The sequence below is a fragment of the Pseudomonas sp. MPB26 genome (assembly GCF_046605355.1).
GTDB lineage: Bacteria > Pseudomonadota > Gammaproteobacteria > Pseudomonadales > Pseudomonadaceae > Aquipseudomonas > Aquipseudomonas cedrina.
In genome coordinates this window covers 3,611,921-3,626,290 of sequence record NZ_CP176793.1, presented here as the reverse complement: position 1 = coordinate 3,626,290, position 14,370 = coordinate 3,611,921, and the positions used below count along the sequence as shown (strand labels likewise).

15 protein-coding genes are annotated in these 14,370 nt (G+C 62.5%); 10 read left to right on the top strand and 5 right to left on the bottom strand.

What is annotated here, in order from left to right; genetic code table 11:
* The first annotated feature begins 35 nt into the window (after positions 1–35).
* The 8 genes from ACLH0H_RS16850 (at position 36) to hemN (ending at position 7,843) form a co-directional block, all read left to right on the top strand.
* Positions 36–290: a type II toxin-antitoxin system Phd/YefM family antitoxin gene (locus tag ACLH0H_RS16850; RefSeq protein WP_076949458.1), complete on the top strand. Its 255-nt coding sequence runs from the start codon at positions 36–38 to the stop codon at positions 288–290.
* Positions 290–700 carry a type II toxin-antitoxin system VapC family toxin gene (locus ACLH0H_RS16845; protein ID WP_411378863.1) on the top strand — a complete coding sequence of 137 codons (411 nt, stop codon included), beginning with the start codon at positions 290–292 and terminating at the stop codon, positions 698–700. Before ACLH0H_RS16850 ends, ACLH0H_RS16845 begins: the two co-directional genes overlap by 1 nt.
* 207 nt (positions 701–907) lie before the next feature.
* A complete protein-coding gene (gene ccoG / locus ACLH0H_RS16840) occupies positions 908–2,311 on the top strand; it encodes a cytochrome c oxidase accessory protein CcoG (protein WP_411378862.1) in 1,404 nt (467 codons plus the stop codon).
* A gap of 14 nt (positions 2,312–2,325) precedes the next feature.
* The gene (locus ACLH0H_RS16835) at positions 2,326–2,865 is read left to right on the top strand and encodes a FixH family protein (protein ID WP_411378861.1); all 540 of its coding nucleotides are present in this window, start codon (positions 2,326–2,328) and stop codon (positions 2,863–2,865) included.
* Between the two features lie 124 nt (positions 2,866–2,989).
* Entirely contained in the window at positions 2,990–5,440 is a 2,451-nt protein-coding gene (locus ACLH0H_RS16830; protein WP_411378860.1) for a heavy metal translocating P-type ATPase, read from the top strand.
* A 22-nt stretch (positions 5,441–5,462) separates the two neighbouring features.
* Positions 5,463–5,681: a cbb3-type cytochrome oxidase assembly protein CcoS gene (gene ccoS / locus ACLH0H_RS16825; RefSeq protein WP_411378859.1), complete on the top strand. Its 219-nt coding sequence runs from the start codon at positions 5,463–5,465 to the stop codon at positions 5,679–5,681.
* Positions 5,674–6,357: a sulfite exporter TauE/SafE family protein gene (locus ACLH0H_RS16820; RefSeq protein ID WP_411378858.1), complete on the top strand. Its 684-nt coding sequence runs from the start codon at positions 5,674–5,676 to the stop codon at positions 6,355–6,357. Before ccoS ends, ACLH0H_RS16820 begins: the two co-directional genes overlap by 8 nt.
* A gap of 103 nt (positions 6,358–6,460) precedes the next feature.
* The gene (gene hemN, locus ACLH0H_RS16815) at positions 6,461–7,843 is read left to right on the top strand and encodes an oxygen-independent coproporphyrinogen III oxidase (RefSeq protein WP_411378857.1); all 1,383 of its coding nucleotides are present in this window, start codon (positions 6,461–6,463) and stop codon (positions 7,841–7,843) included.
* 6 nt (positions 7,844–7,849) lie between these two features.
* Here the strand turns inward: hemN and ACLH0H_RS16810 are convergent, their stop codons facing one another.
* Positions 7,850–8,344, bottom strand: coding sequence for a hypothetical protein (locus ACLH0H_RS16810; RefSeq protein WP_411378856.1), 495 nt, complete (start codon positions 8,342–8,344; stop codon positions 7,850–7,852).
* 156 nt (positions 8,345–8,500) lie between these two features.
* On the opposite strand from ACLH0H_RS16810, the gene fnr reads away from it, so the two are divergent.
* Complete coding sequence (fnr, locus tag ACLH0H_RS16805) at positions 8,501–9,235, top strand: fumarate/nitrate reduction transcriptional regulator Fnr (protein ID WP_411378855.1); 735 nt, start codon at positions 8,501–8,503, stop codon at positions 9,233–9,235.
* A gap of 79 nt (positions 9,236–9,314) precedes the next feature.
* Positions 9,315–9,863 (top strand): adenine phosphoribosyltransferase, encoded by a 549-nt coding sequence (locus ACLH0H_RS16800; protein WP_076949468.1) that lies wholly within the window; start codon positions 9,315–9,317, stop codon positions 9,861–9,863.
* A gap of 87 nt (positions 9,864–9,950) precedes the next feature.
* Here the strand turns inward: ACLH0H_RS16800 and recR are convergent, their stop codons facing one another.
* The 4 genes from recR to dnaX form a co-directional block, all read right to left on the bottom strand.
* Positions 9,951–10,553 carry a recombination mediator RecR gene (gene recR, locus ACLH0H_RS16795; protein WP_010208540.1) on the bottom strand — a complete coding sequence of 201 codons (603 nt, stop codon included), beginning with the start codon at positions 10,551–10,553 and terminating at the stop codon, positions 9,951–9,953.
* Between the two features lie 66 nt (positions 10,554–10,619).
* Positions 10,620–11,654, bottom strand: coding sequence for an NADP-dependent oxidoreductase (locus ACLH0H_RS16790; RefSeq protein WP_411378854.1), 1,035 nt, complete (start codon positions 11,652–11,654; stop codon positions 10,620–10,622).
* Positions 11,655–11,876: 222 nt separating this feature from the next.
* Positions 11,877–12,215, bottom strand: coding sequence for a YbaB/EbfC family nucleoid-associated protein (locus tag ACLH0H_RS16785; protein WP_076949470.1), 339 nt, complete (start codon positions 12,213–12,215; stop codon positions 11,877–11,879).
* A 44-nt stretch (positions 12,216–12,259) separates the two neighbouring features.
* Positions 12,260–14,320: a DNA polymerase III subunit gamma/tau gene (dnaX, locus tag ACLH0H_RS16780; RefSeq protein ID WP_411378853.1), complete on the bottom strand. Its 2,061-nt coding sequence runs from the start codon at positions 14,318–14,320 to the stop codon at positions 12,260–12,262.
* Positions 14,321–14,370 lie beyond the last annotated feature (50 nt).

Sequence of the window (14,370 nt, the reverse complement as noted above, 5' to 3'; positions counted from 1 at the left end):
CGTAACTACATGCATTCCACGAAGGGGATCACCCCATGACCATCACTACCATTTCCAGCCGCGAATTCAACCAAGACACAAGTGGTGCCAAAAAAGCCGCGCGCCAGGGCCCGGTTTTCATCACCGATCGCGGCAAGCCTGCCCATGTACTGCTAAGCATTGAGGACTACCAGAAATTGACAGGTCTCAATGCTGACATCGTTGACCTGCTGGTGATGCCAGAAGCGGCCGAAATCGACTTCGAAACCGAACGCGCCGTGATTACTCATCGACCCGTGGACTTCTCTTGATGTATCTACTCGACACCAACGTTATTTCCGAACTTCGTAAACCCCAGGCTGATGCAAATGTGGTCGCTTGGGCCAAAAGTGTCATGGCGCCGCGCATGTTCATATCAGCGATTACGCTCAAGGAACTGGAGACCGGAGTCTTGCGCATTGAGCGCCGTGACCCGGCCCAGGGGAATGTGTTGCGAACCTGGCTCAAGCGCCATGTGATGCCCGCCTTTGATGCCAGAATCCTGCCCGTGGATGCTGCGGTCGCATTGCGATGCGCACACCTGCATGTACCGGATCGAGTCAATGAAAGTGATTCGCTGATCGCTGCAACTGCTCTGGTTCATGGGCTCACCGTTGTTACGCGCAACGTCAGCGATTTCAAATCCAGCGGCGTTCCATTGATTAATCCATGGGACGAATGACCGGCCTGCCGGCAAAAACCGTCCATACTTGCAAAGTCAATTGATCCAGATCACTTACACCATCAATTGACTTCACCCAACGCGACCAAAGGTCGCACCCCTTGCGCACCTTCGGGGGCGTATCATTGGGCCACTGCAACACCCTTAATTTGACCCCGGTTGGCACGTACTGGCCGAGGCAAATCTCCACCGCCGTGGGATGCAATGATGAGCGACCAGATACCGGTACATAACGTTACCCCGCCTGCCAAAACCGTCGACCTCTACGCTTCGCGAGAGAAGATCTACACCCGCGCCTTCACCGGCCTGTTCCGCAATTTGCGCATGCTCGGTGGCGCCGCACTGTTCCTGCTCTACTTCGGCACCGTGTGGCTGAACTGGGGTGGTCACCAGGCCGTGTGGTGGAACCTGCCGGAGCGTAAGTTCTTCATTTTCGGCGCGACCTTCTGGCCCCAGGACTTCATCCTGCTCTCCGGCATTCTGATCGTCGCGGCCTTTGGCCTGTTCTTTATCACCGTGTACGCCGGGCGCGTGTGGTGCGGCTATACCTGCCCGCAAAGCGTGTGGACGTGGATCTTCATGTGGTGCGAAAAAGTCACCGAGGGTGACCGCAACCAACGCATCAAGCTCGACAAGGCGCCGATGAGCGCCAACAAATTCCTGCGCAAATCCAGCAAGCACACGCTGTGGCTGTTGATCGGGTTTGTCACCGGGCTGACTTTTGTCGGCTACTTCTCGCCGATCCGCGAACTGGTGTTCGATTTCTTCACCGGCCAGGCCGATGGCTGGTCGTATTTCTGGGTCGGGTTCTTTACCCTCGCCACCTATGGCAACGCCGGCTGGCTGCGCGAGCAGGTGTGCATCTACATGTGCCCGTACGCGCGGTTCCAGAGCGTGATGTTCGACAAAGACACCCTGATCGTTTCCTACGACCCTCGCCGTGGCGAAGTGCGTGGCCCACGTAAAAAAGGCGTCGACTACAAGGCCCAGGGCCTGGGCGATTGCATCGATTGCACGATGTGCGTGCAAGTGTGCCCGACCGGTATCGACATCCGCGACGGCCTGCAAATCGAGTGCATCGGCTGCGCCGCCTGTATCGATGCCTGCGACACCATCATGGACAAGATGGACTACCCGCGCGGCCTGATCAGCTACACCACCGAACACAACCTCTCCGGGCAGAAAACCCATAAGCTGCGCCCGCGCCTGATCGGCTATGCCTTGGTGTTGCTGGCGATGATCGGCCTGTTGATGGCGGCATTTTTCATGCGCTCGCTGGTGGGTTTCGACGTGAGCAAGGACCGTGTGCTGTACCGCGAAAACGCCGAAGGCCGTATCGAAAACGTCTACAGCCTGAAGATCATGAACAAGGACCAGCGCGACCACACCTACGTGCTCGATGCCGCTGGCCTGCCGGACCTCAAGCTGCAGGGCCGGCGCGAAATCAAAGTGGCCGCCGGCGACATCGTCAGCCTGCCGGTGGAACTTTCGAGTGCGCCGGAGCAATTGCCGTCGAGCACCAACGAGGTGACATTCATCCTCAAGGATGCCGATGACACCAGCGTCCAGATTGAAGCCAAGAGCCGATTCATCGGCCCACACGTTCGTTGAACAGGAACCCGAGCATGTCCGCACCCACCGCCGCAAGCCCTTGGTACAAGCACCTCTGGCCCTGGATCATCATCGGCATCCTGGCCTGCTCGGTGACCTTGACCTTGTCCATGGTGACCATCGCGGTGAATAACCCGGACAACCTGGTCAACGACAACTACTACGAGGCCGGCAAAGGCATCAACCGCGCCCTTGACCGCGAGCGCCTGGCCCAGACCCTGCAACTGCGCGCCAAACTGCACCTGGATGAGCTGACCGGCGAAGTCGAGCTGAACCTCACCGGCTACAGCAACCCGAACACCCTGGCGTTGAACCTGATCTCCCCGACCCAGCCGGAGAAGGACCGCAAGATCAACCTGGCGCGCAGCGATAGTGCACCCGGCCGCTACATCGGCCAGGTCACCGACAAGGTCGAAGGCCGTCGCTTCGTGGAACTGCTGGGCGTGGAAGGCGACAAGACCTGGCGCCTGTTCGAGGAGGAAGAGGTCAGCCACGACAAGGACCTGCTGCTGGGTGATGAGCCGTTGCAGGGCGCCGAAGACCTGAAGAAGTAATTTGATCGTTCCCACGCTCCGCGTGGGAATGCAGCCCGTGACGCTGCGCGTCACAAAAGCGGAAGCGGAGCGTCCAGCGAGGCGTTCCCACGCAGAGCGTGGGAACGATCTGCGGAACTAAGCCATGACCAGCCCAACCCCCTGCTACCACTGCGCCCTGCCCGTCCCGCCGGGCGGCCGCTTTACCGCGGTGATCCTCGGCGAACGCCGTGAACTCTGCTGCCCAGGCTGCCAGGCGGTGGCCGAAGCAATTGTGGCCGGCGGCCTGGAGAGTTACTACCAGCACCGCAGCGAAGCCTCGGCCAACCCTGAAGCGCTGCCGGTGCAACTGTTGGATGAGCTGGCGCTGTACGACCGCGCCGATGTGCAAAAACCCTTTGTGCGCCACGAGGGCGAACTCGCCGAAGCCACCTTGCTGATGGAAGGCATCAGTTGCGCCGCCTGTGGCTGGCTGATCGAGAAACACCTGCGCAGCCTGCCCGCCGTGGCCGAGGCGCGGCTCAACCTGTCCAACCATCGTTTGCACGTGCGCTGGGCTGACGGGCAACTGCCGTTGAGCCAAGTGCTGAGCGAACTGCGGCATATCGGTTACGCCGCCCACCCTTACCAGGCCGACCGCGCCGCCGAGCAACTGGCCAGCGAAAACCGCCTGGCCCTGCGTCAATTGGGCGTGGCCGGGCTGCTGTGGTTCCAGGCAATGATGGCAACCATGGCGACCTGGCCGGAATTCAATGTCGACCTGAGCCCGGAACTGCATATGATCCTGCGCTGGGTGGCGATGTTTCTGACAACACCTATCGTGTTCTACAGCTGCGCACCGTTTTTCAAGGGTGCCCTGCGCGACCTGCGCACGCGCCACCTGACCATGGATGTATCGGTTTCACTGGCCATCGGCGGCGCGTATCTGGCGGGGATCTGGACCGCGATCACCGGCACCGGTGAGTTGTACTTCGACGCGGTGGGCATGTTTGCGCTGTTCCTGCTGGCCGGGCGTTACCTCGAGCGCCGTGCCCGCGAGCGTACGGCCGCGGCGACCGCGCAACTGGTCAACCTGCTGCCCGCCTCGTGCCTGCGGCTCAAGGCGGATGGCCAGAGCGAACGCATCCTGCTCCCGGAGCTGGCCTTGGGCGATCGCGTGCTGGTGCACCCCGGCGCCGTGCTGCCGGCGGATGGCCTGATCCTCGACGGCCAGTCCAGTATCGATGAGTCGCTGCTCACGGGTGAGTACCTGCCGCAACCCCGACAAGCCGGGGATGCGGTTACGGCGGGCACGCTCAATGTCGAAGGGGCATTGATTGTCGAAGTTCGCGCCTTGGGCCATGACACACGCCTGTCCGCCATCGTGCGCCTGCTGGAAAGGGCCCAGGCCGAGAAACCGCGCCTGGCCCGGATCGCAGATCGCGCCGCACAGTGGTTCCTGCTGTGCTCGTTGATCGCGGCTGCCCTGATCGGGTTGTTATGGTGGCAGCTGGATTCGTCGCGGGCATTCTGGATTGTGCTGGCGATGTTGGTGGCAACCTGCCCGTGCGCGTTGTCCCTGGCCACGCCCACCGCCCTCACCGCCGCCACCGGCACCTTGCACACACTCGGCCTGCTGCTGACCCGCGGCCATGTGCTGGAAGGGTTGAACCAGATCGATACGGTGATTTTCGACAAGACCGGCACCCTGACCGAAGGACGCCTGGTATTGAGTGCCATCCGGCCACTGGGCAACTTGAGCACGGACCTGTGCCTGAGCCTCGCCGCCGCCCTGGAAAACCGCTCCGAACACCCGATCGCCCGCGCCTTCGGACGCGCGACGCTGGCCGCCGACGAAGTCGTCAGTTCGCCCGGGCTTGGCCTTGAAGGCCGCGTGGGCGCGCGCCAACTGCGCATCGGCCAGCCGGGCTTTGTCTGTGAACTCAGTGGTTGCCAGGTTCCGGCCGCGCCGCAGGATGGCGGCCAATGGCTGCTGCTGGGTGACCGCGAAGGCGCGCTGGCCTGGTTCGTGCTTGACGACCGCCTGCGCAGTGATGCGCCTGCGCTGCTGGCGGCCTGCAAGGCGCGCGGCTGGCGCACGTTGCTGCTGTCCGGAGACAGCTCACCAATGGTCGCAAGCGTCGCGTTGGAGCTGGGTATCGACGAAGCCCACGGCGGCCTGCGCCCCGATGACAAGCTGCACGTGCTGCAACGGCTGCACCAGGAAGGCCGCAAGGTGTTGATGCTCGGCGATGGAGTCAATGATGTACCCGTGCTCGCCGCTGCGGATATCAGCGTGGCCATGGGCACGGCCACCGACCTGGCCAAGACCAGCGCCGACGCCGTGTTGCTCTCCAACCGCCTGGACGCCTTGGTACACGCCTTTGCCCTGGCGCGGCGCACCCGTCGGGTGATTGTTGAAAACCTGCTGTGGGCAGGCCTATACAATGGCCTCATGCTGCCGTTTGCCGCCCTGGGTTGGATCACGCCCATCTGGGCCGCGGTCGGCATGTCCCTCAGTTCGTTGACCGTGGTGCTCAATGCCCTGCGCCTGACTCGCCTGCCGAGCGCGCCGGTTGCACGAGCCCCCTCAGTAACCCGTCCGCTGCCGGCTTGAGCCGCGCGGGCATGGAGTGCAGATGCCAGCTTTATACGTAATGATTCCGGCGGCGCTGCTGTTAGTGGGCTTGGCCATCTACATCTTTTTCTGGGCGGTGGACAGCGGCCAGTACGACGACCTCGACGGCCCGGCCCACAGCGTCTTGTTCGACGACCAGGACCCGAACCACCTCGCCGCCGTCGACGAAGCCAACGGCCCCGAGCAACCGCCCACGCCCAAAGACCCGCCCCATGCTTGAATTGGCGCCGCTGCTGGTTTCCGCGCTGATCCTCGGCCTGCTGGGCGGCGGCCATTGCCTGGGCATGTGCGGCGGGCTGATGGGCGCGCTGACCCTGGCGATTCCCAGGGAGCAGCGCGGCCGCAGGTTTCGACTGCTGTTGGCATACAACCTGGGCAGGGTGCTCAGCTATGCCGTCGCCGGCGTATTGATCGGCCTGGCCGGTTGGGCCGTGGCGAACAGCCCGGCGGCGATGTTCATGCGTGTGCTTGCCGGGCTGCTGTTGATCAGCATGGGCCTGTACCTGGCCGGTTGGTGGAGCGGCCTCACCCGCATTGAAAGCCTCGGTCGCGGCCTGTGGCGCTATATCCAGCCCGTCGCCAACCGCCTGCTGCCGGTGTCGAGCCTGCCGCGCGCGTTGCTGCTGGGCGCGCTGTGGGGCTGGTTGCCGTGCGGGTTGGTCTACAGCACCCTGCTATGGGCCGCGAGCCAGGGGAATGCGCTGGACAGTGGGTTGCTGATGCTGGCGTTCGGCCTGGGTACCTGGCCGGTGCTGTTGGCCACCGGGCTTGCGGCCGAGCGGGTCACCGCGCTGCTGCGCAAACGCAGCGTGCGCAGGGCGGGTGGCGTGCTGGTGATCCTGTTTGGCCTATGGACATTGCCTGGGCCCCACCAGCACTGGCTGATGGGACACTGATTGACGATGTGGCATAGCGCCGCTCCCTGTTGATGCAAATCAAGGTGGCTGCGCCAACCAGCCCCTAGACTCGGCCCACCAGCCAATCCGGGGGACCGCCCGCATGCTCGACGCCATTCGTTGGGACGCCAATCTGATTCACCGCTACGACCTGGCGGGACCGCGCTACACGTCCTACCCCACCGCCGTACAATTCGACAGCCAGGTCGGTACCTTCGACCTGCTCTACGCCCTGCGCGACAGCCGCAAGGCCGCGCGCCCCTTGTCGCTGTACCTGCATGTGCCGTTCTGCGCGAACATCTGCTACTACTGCGCCTGCAACAAGGTCATCACCAAGGACCGTGGCCGCGCCCAGGCCTACCTGCAACGCCTGGAGCAGGAAATCCAGCTGGTGGCCTGCCACCTCGACCCGAAACAACCGGTGGAGCAACTGCATTTCGGCGGCGGCACCCCGACGTTTCTCAGTCACGATGAACTGCGCCAAGTCATGACGTGCCTGCGCCGGCACTTCAACCTGCTGAACGATGATTCCGGCGACTACGGCATCGAGATCGACCCTCGCGAAGCCGACTGGGCCACCATGGGCCTGCTGCGCGAACTGGGCTTCAACCGCGTCAGCATCGGCCTGCAGGACCTCGACCCCGAGGTGCAACGCGCGGTCAATCGCCTGCAAAGCCTGGAAGAAACCCGCGCAGTGATCGAGGCGGCGCGCACCCTGCAATTTCGCTCGATCAATATCGACCTGATCTACGGCTTGCCCAAGCAAACGCCGATCAACTTCGCGCGCACCGTGGAAGAAGTGATCAAGCTGCAACCCGATCGTCTGTCGGTGTTCAACTACGCCCACCTGCCGGAACGTTTCATGCCGCAGCGGCGCATCAACACCGACGACCTGCCCTCCCCGGCGGAAAAACTGCTGATGCTGCAAACCACCATCGAGCAACTGACCCAGGCCGGCTACCGCTACATCGGCATGGACCACTTCGCCCTGCCCGACGATGAGCTGGCCATCGCCCAGGAAGAAGGCACATTGCAACGCAACTTCCAGGGCTACACCACCCACGGCCATTGCGACTTGATCGGGCTCGGGGTGTCGGCGATCAGCCAGATCGGCGATTTGTACTGCCAGAACGGCAGTGACCTCAACGGTTACCAGAACACCTTGGCCGGCGCGCAACTGGCCACCAGCCGTGGACTGGTGTGCACCACGGATGATCGGTTGCGGCGGGAGGTGATCCAGCAGTTGATCTGCAATTTCAGCCTGGCGTTCGCGGGGATCGAACAGGCGTACAAGATCGACTTTCGCGGCTATTTTGCCGAGCTGTGGCCACAACTGGAAACGATGGCCAGCGACGGTTTGATCGAGTTAGACGCCCGAGGCATCCGCGTACTGCCGGCCGGGCGCCTGCTGGTGCGTTCGGTGTGCATGGTGTTCGATGCCTACCTTGAGCACCAGAACCGGCAGCGTTTCTCGCGGGTGATCTGAAAATACCTACGCCATCGCCAGGGAGGCGGCCTTCATTGCGTCGTCGCCACTGAGCCCCTTCATAGCCTTGCTCAACGAGGTCTGCGCCGTGATGAGGCTCGCGTTCAGCGCGGCCAGTGCACTCTGCAGATTATTGACCTTGACCCTGGCCTGCTCCGGAGAAAGGGACTTATCGGCCATGACAGCGGCCAATTCGGCCTGCTTTTCTGCAATCTGTTTCTTGATCTCGCGGATCATCTTCAAGACCTGCTGAACATCGTTGGGCAGGCCGCTTTCCTCGATATCACTGTTGGATTTCTTGGTGTCACTGATCGCCAGCAAGGCCGCGCCGGAAAACGTCACTTTTACGCCTTCCTCCGTCTTGGTGCTGAGGGGCGACGACGTGGCATCTTTGAGCTCCTTAGCAGCCGCAGCCGATTTGGCCTCTGCCACCAAATCCTTGGGCTCCGGCACAGGCAGCGCGCTGAGGCTTGCCGGGGTATTTGCACCAATGGAAATCATGGGTCTGGCTCCGAATTCAAAGAGTATCGTCACTTTGTATCGGCCGTGACACACGAACCTTTATACCCCCGAGGTTTTTTTGTACACGCTGGCCTCAGCCACCCCCAGTGCGTTACCCTTACGTCTTATGTGTGTTTTCCCACAAGGATTTAAGAAATGTCCGAGCCAGTCAAACTGCGCGCTCACGGCCAGGCCCATTGCAAGGATTGCAGCTTGGCTCCCCTCTGCTTGCCACTTTCGTTGAATTTGGAAGACATGGATGCGCTGGACGACATCGTTAAACGCGGTCGCCCGCTGAAAAAAGGCGAGTTTCTGTTTCGCCAGGGCGACACGTTCGATTCCGTCTATGCAGTGCGTTCGGGCGCGTTGAAGACCTTCAGCCTGAGCGACAACGGTGAAGAACAGATCACCGGTTTTCACCTGCCCAGCGAACTGGTGGGGTTGTCGGGCATGGACACCGAGATGCACCCCGTGTCGGCCCAGGCCCTGGAGACGACATCGGTGTGCGAAATCCCCTTCGAACGCCTGGATGAACTGGCCCTGCAATTGCCGCAACTGCGCCGTCAGTTGATGCGCGTGATGAGCCGCGAGATTCGTGACGACCAGCAAATGATGCTGCTGCTGTCGAAGAAGACCGCCGACGAGCGCATCGCCACTTTCCTGGTCAACCTGTCGGCACGCTTCCGTGCCCGCGGCTTCTCGGCCAACCAGTTCCGCCTGAGCATGTCGCGCAATGAAATCGGCAACTACCTGGGCCTGGCGGTGGAGACCGTGTCCCGTGTATTCACCCGTTTCCAGCAGAACGAGCTGCTTGCCGCCGAGGGCAAGGAAGTGCATATCCTCGACCCGATCCAACTGTGCGCACTGGCGGGTGGCTCGCTGGAGGGCTGACGCAGACACGCGCGGCCGCGCCAATCGCCGAGGCCGCAGGTATACTCGGCGTCCGTTTCCAGCCCAGGACTCTTCGACGATGACCTTTGATTCGTTCGACATCAAATCCCTGATCCGCCCCGTCATCGACTTCCCCAAGCCCGGGGTGATCTTTCGTGATATTACTCCCCTGTTCCAGTCGCCCCGCGCCCTGCGCCTGGTGGCGGACAGTTTTGCCCACCGTTATGTCGAAGCCGAGTTCACCCATATCGGCGCGATGGATGCGCGCGGTTTCCTGATCGGTTCGATCATTGCCTATCAACTGAACAAGCCGCTGGTGCTGTTCCGCAAGCAAGGCAAGCTGCCAGCGGACGTGCTGGCCGAGGGTTACCAGACCGAGTACGGCGAGGCCTTTTTGGAAGTGCACGCGGACAGCCTGTGCGAGGGCGACTCGGTGTTGATATTCGATGACTTGATCGCCACGGGCGGTACATTGATTGCGGCGGCGAACCTGGTACGGCGCATGGGCGCGAAAATTTTCGAAGCGGCGGCAATTATCGATTTGCCGGAGCTGGGTGGGTCGCAGCGCTTGGAAGATATGGGGATTCCCACTTTTTGCCTGACGCAGTTTGCGTTGACCGAGCGTTAACGGCTAACCGAACCGACGTTGATTGATCGGCGGGACGCGGAGCGTCCCAGGCGGCGTTCCCACGCGGAGCGTGGGAACGATCATGGCTCAGAGCGCGATCGGCTTGCGGCCGGCAAACGAATGCGCCAACGTCCCGCCATCCACCAACTCTAGCTCGCCGCCCAACGGCACGCCATGGGCGATACGCGAGGTGATCAGGCCTTTGTTGGTCAGCAATTGGGCAATGTAGTGGGCGGTCGCCTCACCTTCCACCGTCGGGTTGGTGGCCAGGATCACTTCAGTGAAGGTGCCCTGGGCTTCGATGCGCGCCACCAGTTGCGGAATACCGATGGCTTCCGGGCCCAGGCCGTCCAACGGCGACAGGTGGCCCTTGAGCACGAAATAGCGCCCGCGATAGCCAGTCTGTTCCACCGCGTACACATCCATCGGCCCTTCCACGACGCACAGCAGCGTATCGTCGCGGCGCGGGTCGGCGCATTGCGGGCAGAGTTCTTCTTCGGTAAGCGTGCGGCACTGGCGGCAGTGGCCTACTCCGGTCATGGCCTGGCTCAGGGCCTGGGCCAACCGGGTGCCGCCGCTGCGATCGCGCTCAAGCAGTTGCAGCGCCATGCGCTGGGCGGTTTTCTGGCCCACGCCCGGCAAAGTGCGCAGGGCGTCGATCAGTTGGCGAATCAGGGGGCTGAAGCTCATGGGCGAAGGGTCCGACAAAACAACGAGACGCGGTTTATACCCGCGCCTCGGATTAGCGTCAAATGCTCAATCCTGTGCGACACGCACCACCAACTTGCCGAAGTTGCGCCCTTCCAGCAAACCGATGAAGGCTTCGGGCGCCTGTTCCAGGCCGTCGACCACATCCTCGCGGAACTTGATCTTGCCGTCGCGCACCCACGGCGCCATGGCACTGAGGAACTCAGGCTGGCGGTCGCCGTAGTCATCGAACACGATAAAGCCCTGGATGCGCACGCGCTTGGTCAGCAAGGTCCGCTGCAGCGCCGGCAGGCGGTCAGGACCCGTGGGCGCTTCATGGGCGTTGTAGCCGGCGATCAGCCCGCACAGCGGGATGCGCGCCTTGGGGTTGAGCAAGGGCACCACGGCGTCGAAGACTTTGCCGCCGACGTTTTCGAAATAGATGTCTATGCCCTCGGAGCACGCCTGGGCCAACTCATCGGCAAACTCGGCGCTCTTGTGGTCGATACAGGCATCAAAGCCCAATTCGTCCACCACGTACCGGCACTTGTCGGCGCCACCCGCGATACCGACCACCCGCAGGCCCTTGAGCTTGGCCACTTGCCCCACCACCGAGCCCACTGCACCCGACGCGGCCGCCACCACCAGGGTTTCGCCGGCCTTGGGCTGGCCGATGTCCATCAGGCCCATGTAGGCAGTCATGCCCGGCATGCCCAGCACGCCCAAGGCCATCGACGGACTGGCCAAGCCCTTGGGCACCGGCATCAAGTTGCGCCCATCGGAAATGCTGTGGCTCTGCCAGCCGGTGGAGCCGACCACCAGGTCGCCCACTTCGAATTTCGGATTACGCGACTGCTCGATACGGCTGACAGCGCCACCGGTCATTACGTCGTCGATTTCCACCGGAGCTGCGTAGGACGGTGCGTCGCTCATGCGTCCGCGCATATAGGGGTCGAGGGACAGGTAGAGCGTCTTGAGCAGAACCTGACCGTCGGCCAACTCCGGCAGATTCACACGCTCCAGGCGGAAGTTTTCCGGGGTCGGTGCGCCTTGAGGGCGTGAGACCAGGACGATGCGCTGGTTCAGTGTCGGTTCTTGAGGCATGAGGAACTCCTTTAGCGAATGCAGCGGTATAGGGTGCAGACCCTCAGCATGCGGTTGGGGTTCAGATCGTTCCCACGCTCTGCGTGGGAATGCATCCCGTGACGCTCCGCGTCACCCAGCGGGACGCGGAGCGTCCCAGGCGGCGTTACCACGCAGAGCGTGGGAACGATCAACGAAAAAAATGCCAGGCATAAAGCCTGGCATTTGAGTTCAGCTAGCCGATCAGAACGGCAGCTTCATGCCCGGCGGCAGTTGCATGCCGGCGGTCACGCCGCCCATTTTTTCCTGGCTGCTGGCTTCGATCTTGCGCACGGCGTCGTTGACCGCGGCGGCGAACAAGTCTTCCAGCACTTCGCGGTCGTCATCGCTGACGCCTTCGAGCAGGCTTGGATCGATGCTCACACGCTTGATGTCGTGACGACCGGTCATCACCACACTGACCATATCGCCACCGGCTTTACCGGTGACTTCGGCGTTGGCCAGTTCTTCCTGCATCTTGGCCATCTTTTCCTGCATCTGCTGCGCCTGCTTCATCAGGCCGGCCATGCCACCTTTCATCATGGGAATCACCTCAAAAGTACGTGGATCAATTTAGTAGCCCGGTTTCATGATGCTTGGGGCACCGGGACGTCGACAGGTTCAATAGTATCGTGACGGACGACCGCACCGAACTGTTGCATCATTTGCTGGATGAGCGGATCACCCTGGATCGAATCCTCGGCCTCGCGCTGGCGATTGATACGCCGGCGCGTCGCGGCCTGGGCCGGGGTTTCCTGTTCGGGCTTGATCAGCTCGATGGTGATAGTCAGCGTGCGCCCATGGTACTGGTTCAGCGCATCGTTCAGGCGGCGTTGCTGGGTGGCGTTGAACAGGGCACTGTGGGCCGGGTCCAGGTGCAGCAGCCAGTGATCGCCCTCGATGGAGATCAAGGTACAGTTGGCGGCGATGCTGCCGGTCATGCCGGAAATCGGCAGTTTGGGGAACAATTCCAGCCATTGCAGGGCCAGGCCGGTGGCCGGGGCCGCCGCCGGTTCCACCTCGGGCTCGGGGGCAGGCTCGGCGGTATGTTCGCTGGCCAGCTCGTCCAGGTAACTATAGGCCGAGTCCATATCCGGCTCGATGTAGTCTTCGTCCAGCGGCGGTTCGTCGTCGAGGTCGATGCCCGGGGTGGCGGCCTCCACCTGGGCCACGGTGGGCTCCGGGATAGGCGCAGAGGTCCACTCGGGGGCATCGGGCACCACGCTGTCGGGAGTCGGCGTGGGCATCGGCGTCAGCTCGGGCTGCTCACCGCTGGTTTCCAGCACCGGCTCCACGGCAGGCACCTGCTCGACGTCGGCTTGCGCATCTGTCGGATCATTCCACGGCAGGTCAACGACAGGCTCAGGTTCCTTGACCGGTTCGGGTTCAACCAGGGGCGCTGCGACCATGGGCTCCGGCGCCGGTGCAGCCGGCTCGATCTCAGGAGACGGCGCAGCGACCACTGGCGCAGCCACCGCCGCGCCAGCCACGGGTTTGGCGGAATCAACTGTGGCCTGGCTGATCCCCACTGGCTTTAGCGGCTGTCTCGGCGCGTCGGCCGAATCGGCGGGCCGAAAGGCCAGCATCCGCAGCAGCACCATTTCAAAGCCGCCGCGGGGGTCGGGCGCCAAAGGCAGGTCGCGGCGGCCAATCAGGCCCATCTGGTAGTAGAACTGCACATCTTCGGCCGGCAACGCCTGGGCCAGCGCCAACACACGGTCACGGTCGCCATGGCCGTTGTCGACACCCTCGGGCAAGGCCTGGGCGATGGCGACGCGGTGCAGCACATTGAGGATCTCCGAGAGCACGCCGTTCCAGTCCGGGCCCTGCTCCGACAGGTGGCGCACCGCTTCAAGCAACGCCTTGGCGTCACCTTCGATCAGTGCGTGCAGCACGTCGAACACCTGGCCGTGGTCCAGGGTGCCGAGCATGGCGCGCACATCGGCGGCCATGACCTTGCCTTCACCAAAGGCGATGGCCTGGTCGGTAAGGCTCATGGCGTCACGCATCGAACCATCGGCGGCGCGGCCGAGCAGCCAGAGTGCATCGTCTTCGAACGGTACGTTCTCGACGCCCAACACGTGGGTCAAATGCTCGACCACCCGCTCGGGGGTCATGTTTTTCAAGGAGAACTGCAGGCACCGCGACAGGATCGTTGCAGGGAGTTTCTGCGGGTCGGTAGTGGCCAGGATGAATTTGACGTAGGGCGGCGGCTCTTCCAGGGTTTTCAACAGTGCGTTGAAGGAATGGCTGGAAAGCATGTGCACTTCGTCGATCAGGTAGACCTTGAAACGACCACGGCTGGGCGCGTATTGCACGTTGTCGAGCAGCTCGCGGGTGTCTTCGACCTTGGTGCGGCTCGCGGCGTCGATCTCGATCAGGTCGACGAAACGCCCTTCGTCGATTTCCTTGCACACCGAGCAGGTACCGCACGGCGTCGACGTGATGCCGGTTTCACAATTCAGGCATTTGGCGATGATGCGTGCAATGGTGGTCTTGCCCACCCCCCGCGTACCGGTAAACAGGTAGGCGTGGTGCAGCCGTTGGCTGTCCAAGGCATTGATCAGAGCCTTGAGCACATGGGTCTGGCCGACCATTTCGCGGAACGAGCGCGGGCGCCATTTACGTGCAAGAACCTGATAACTCATCGAAAACCGTCGCAACTGGGAAGCGGAAGCCGGTAATGCTAGCGGAGCAA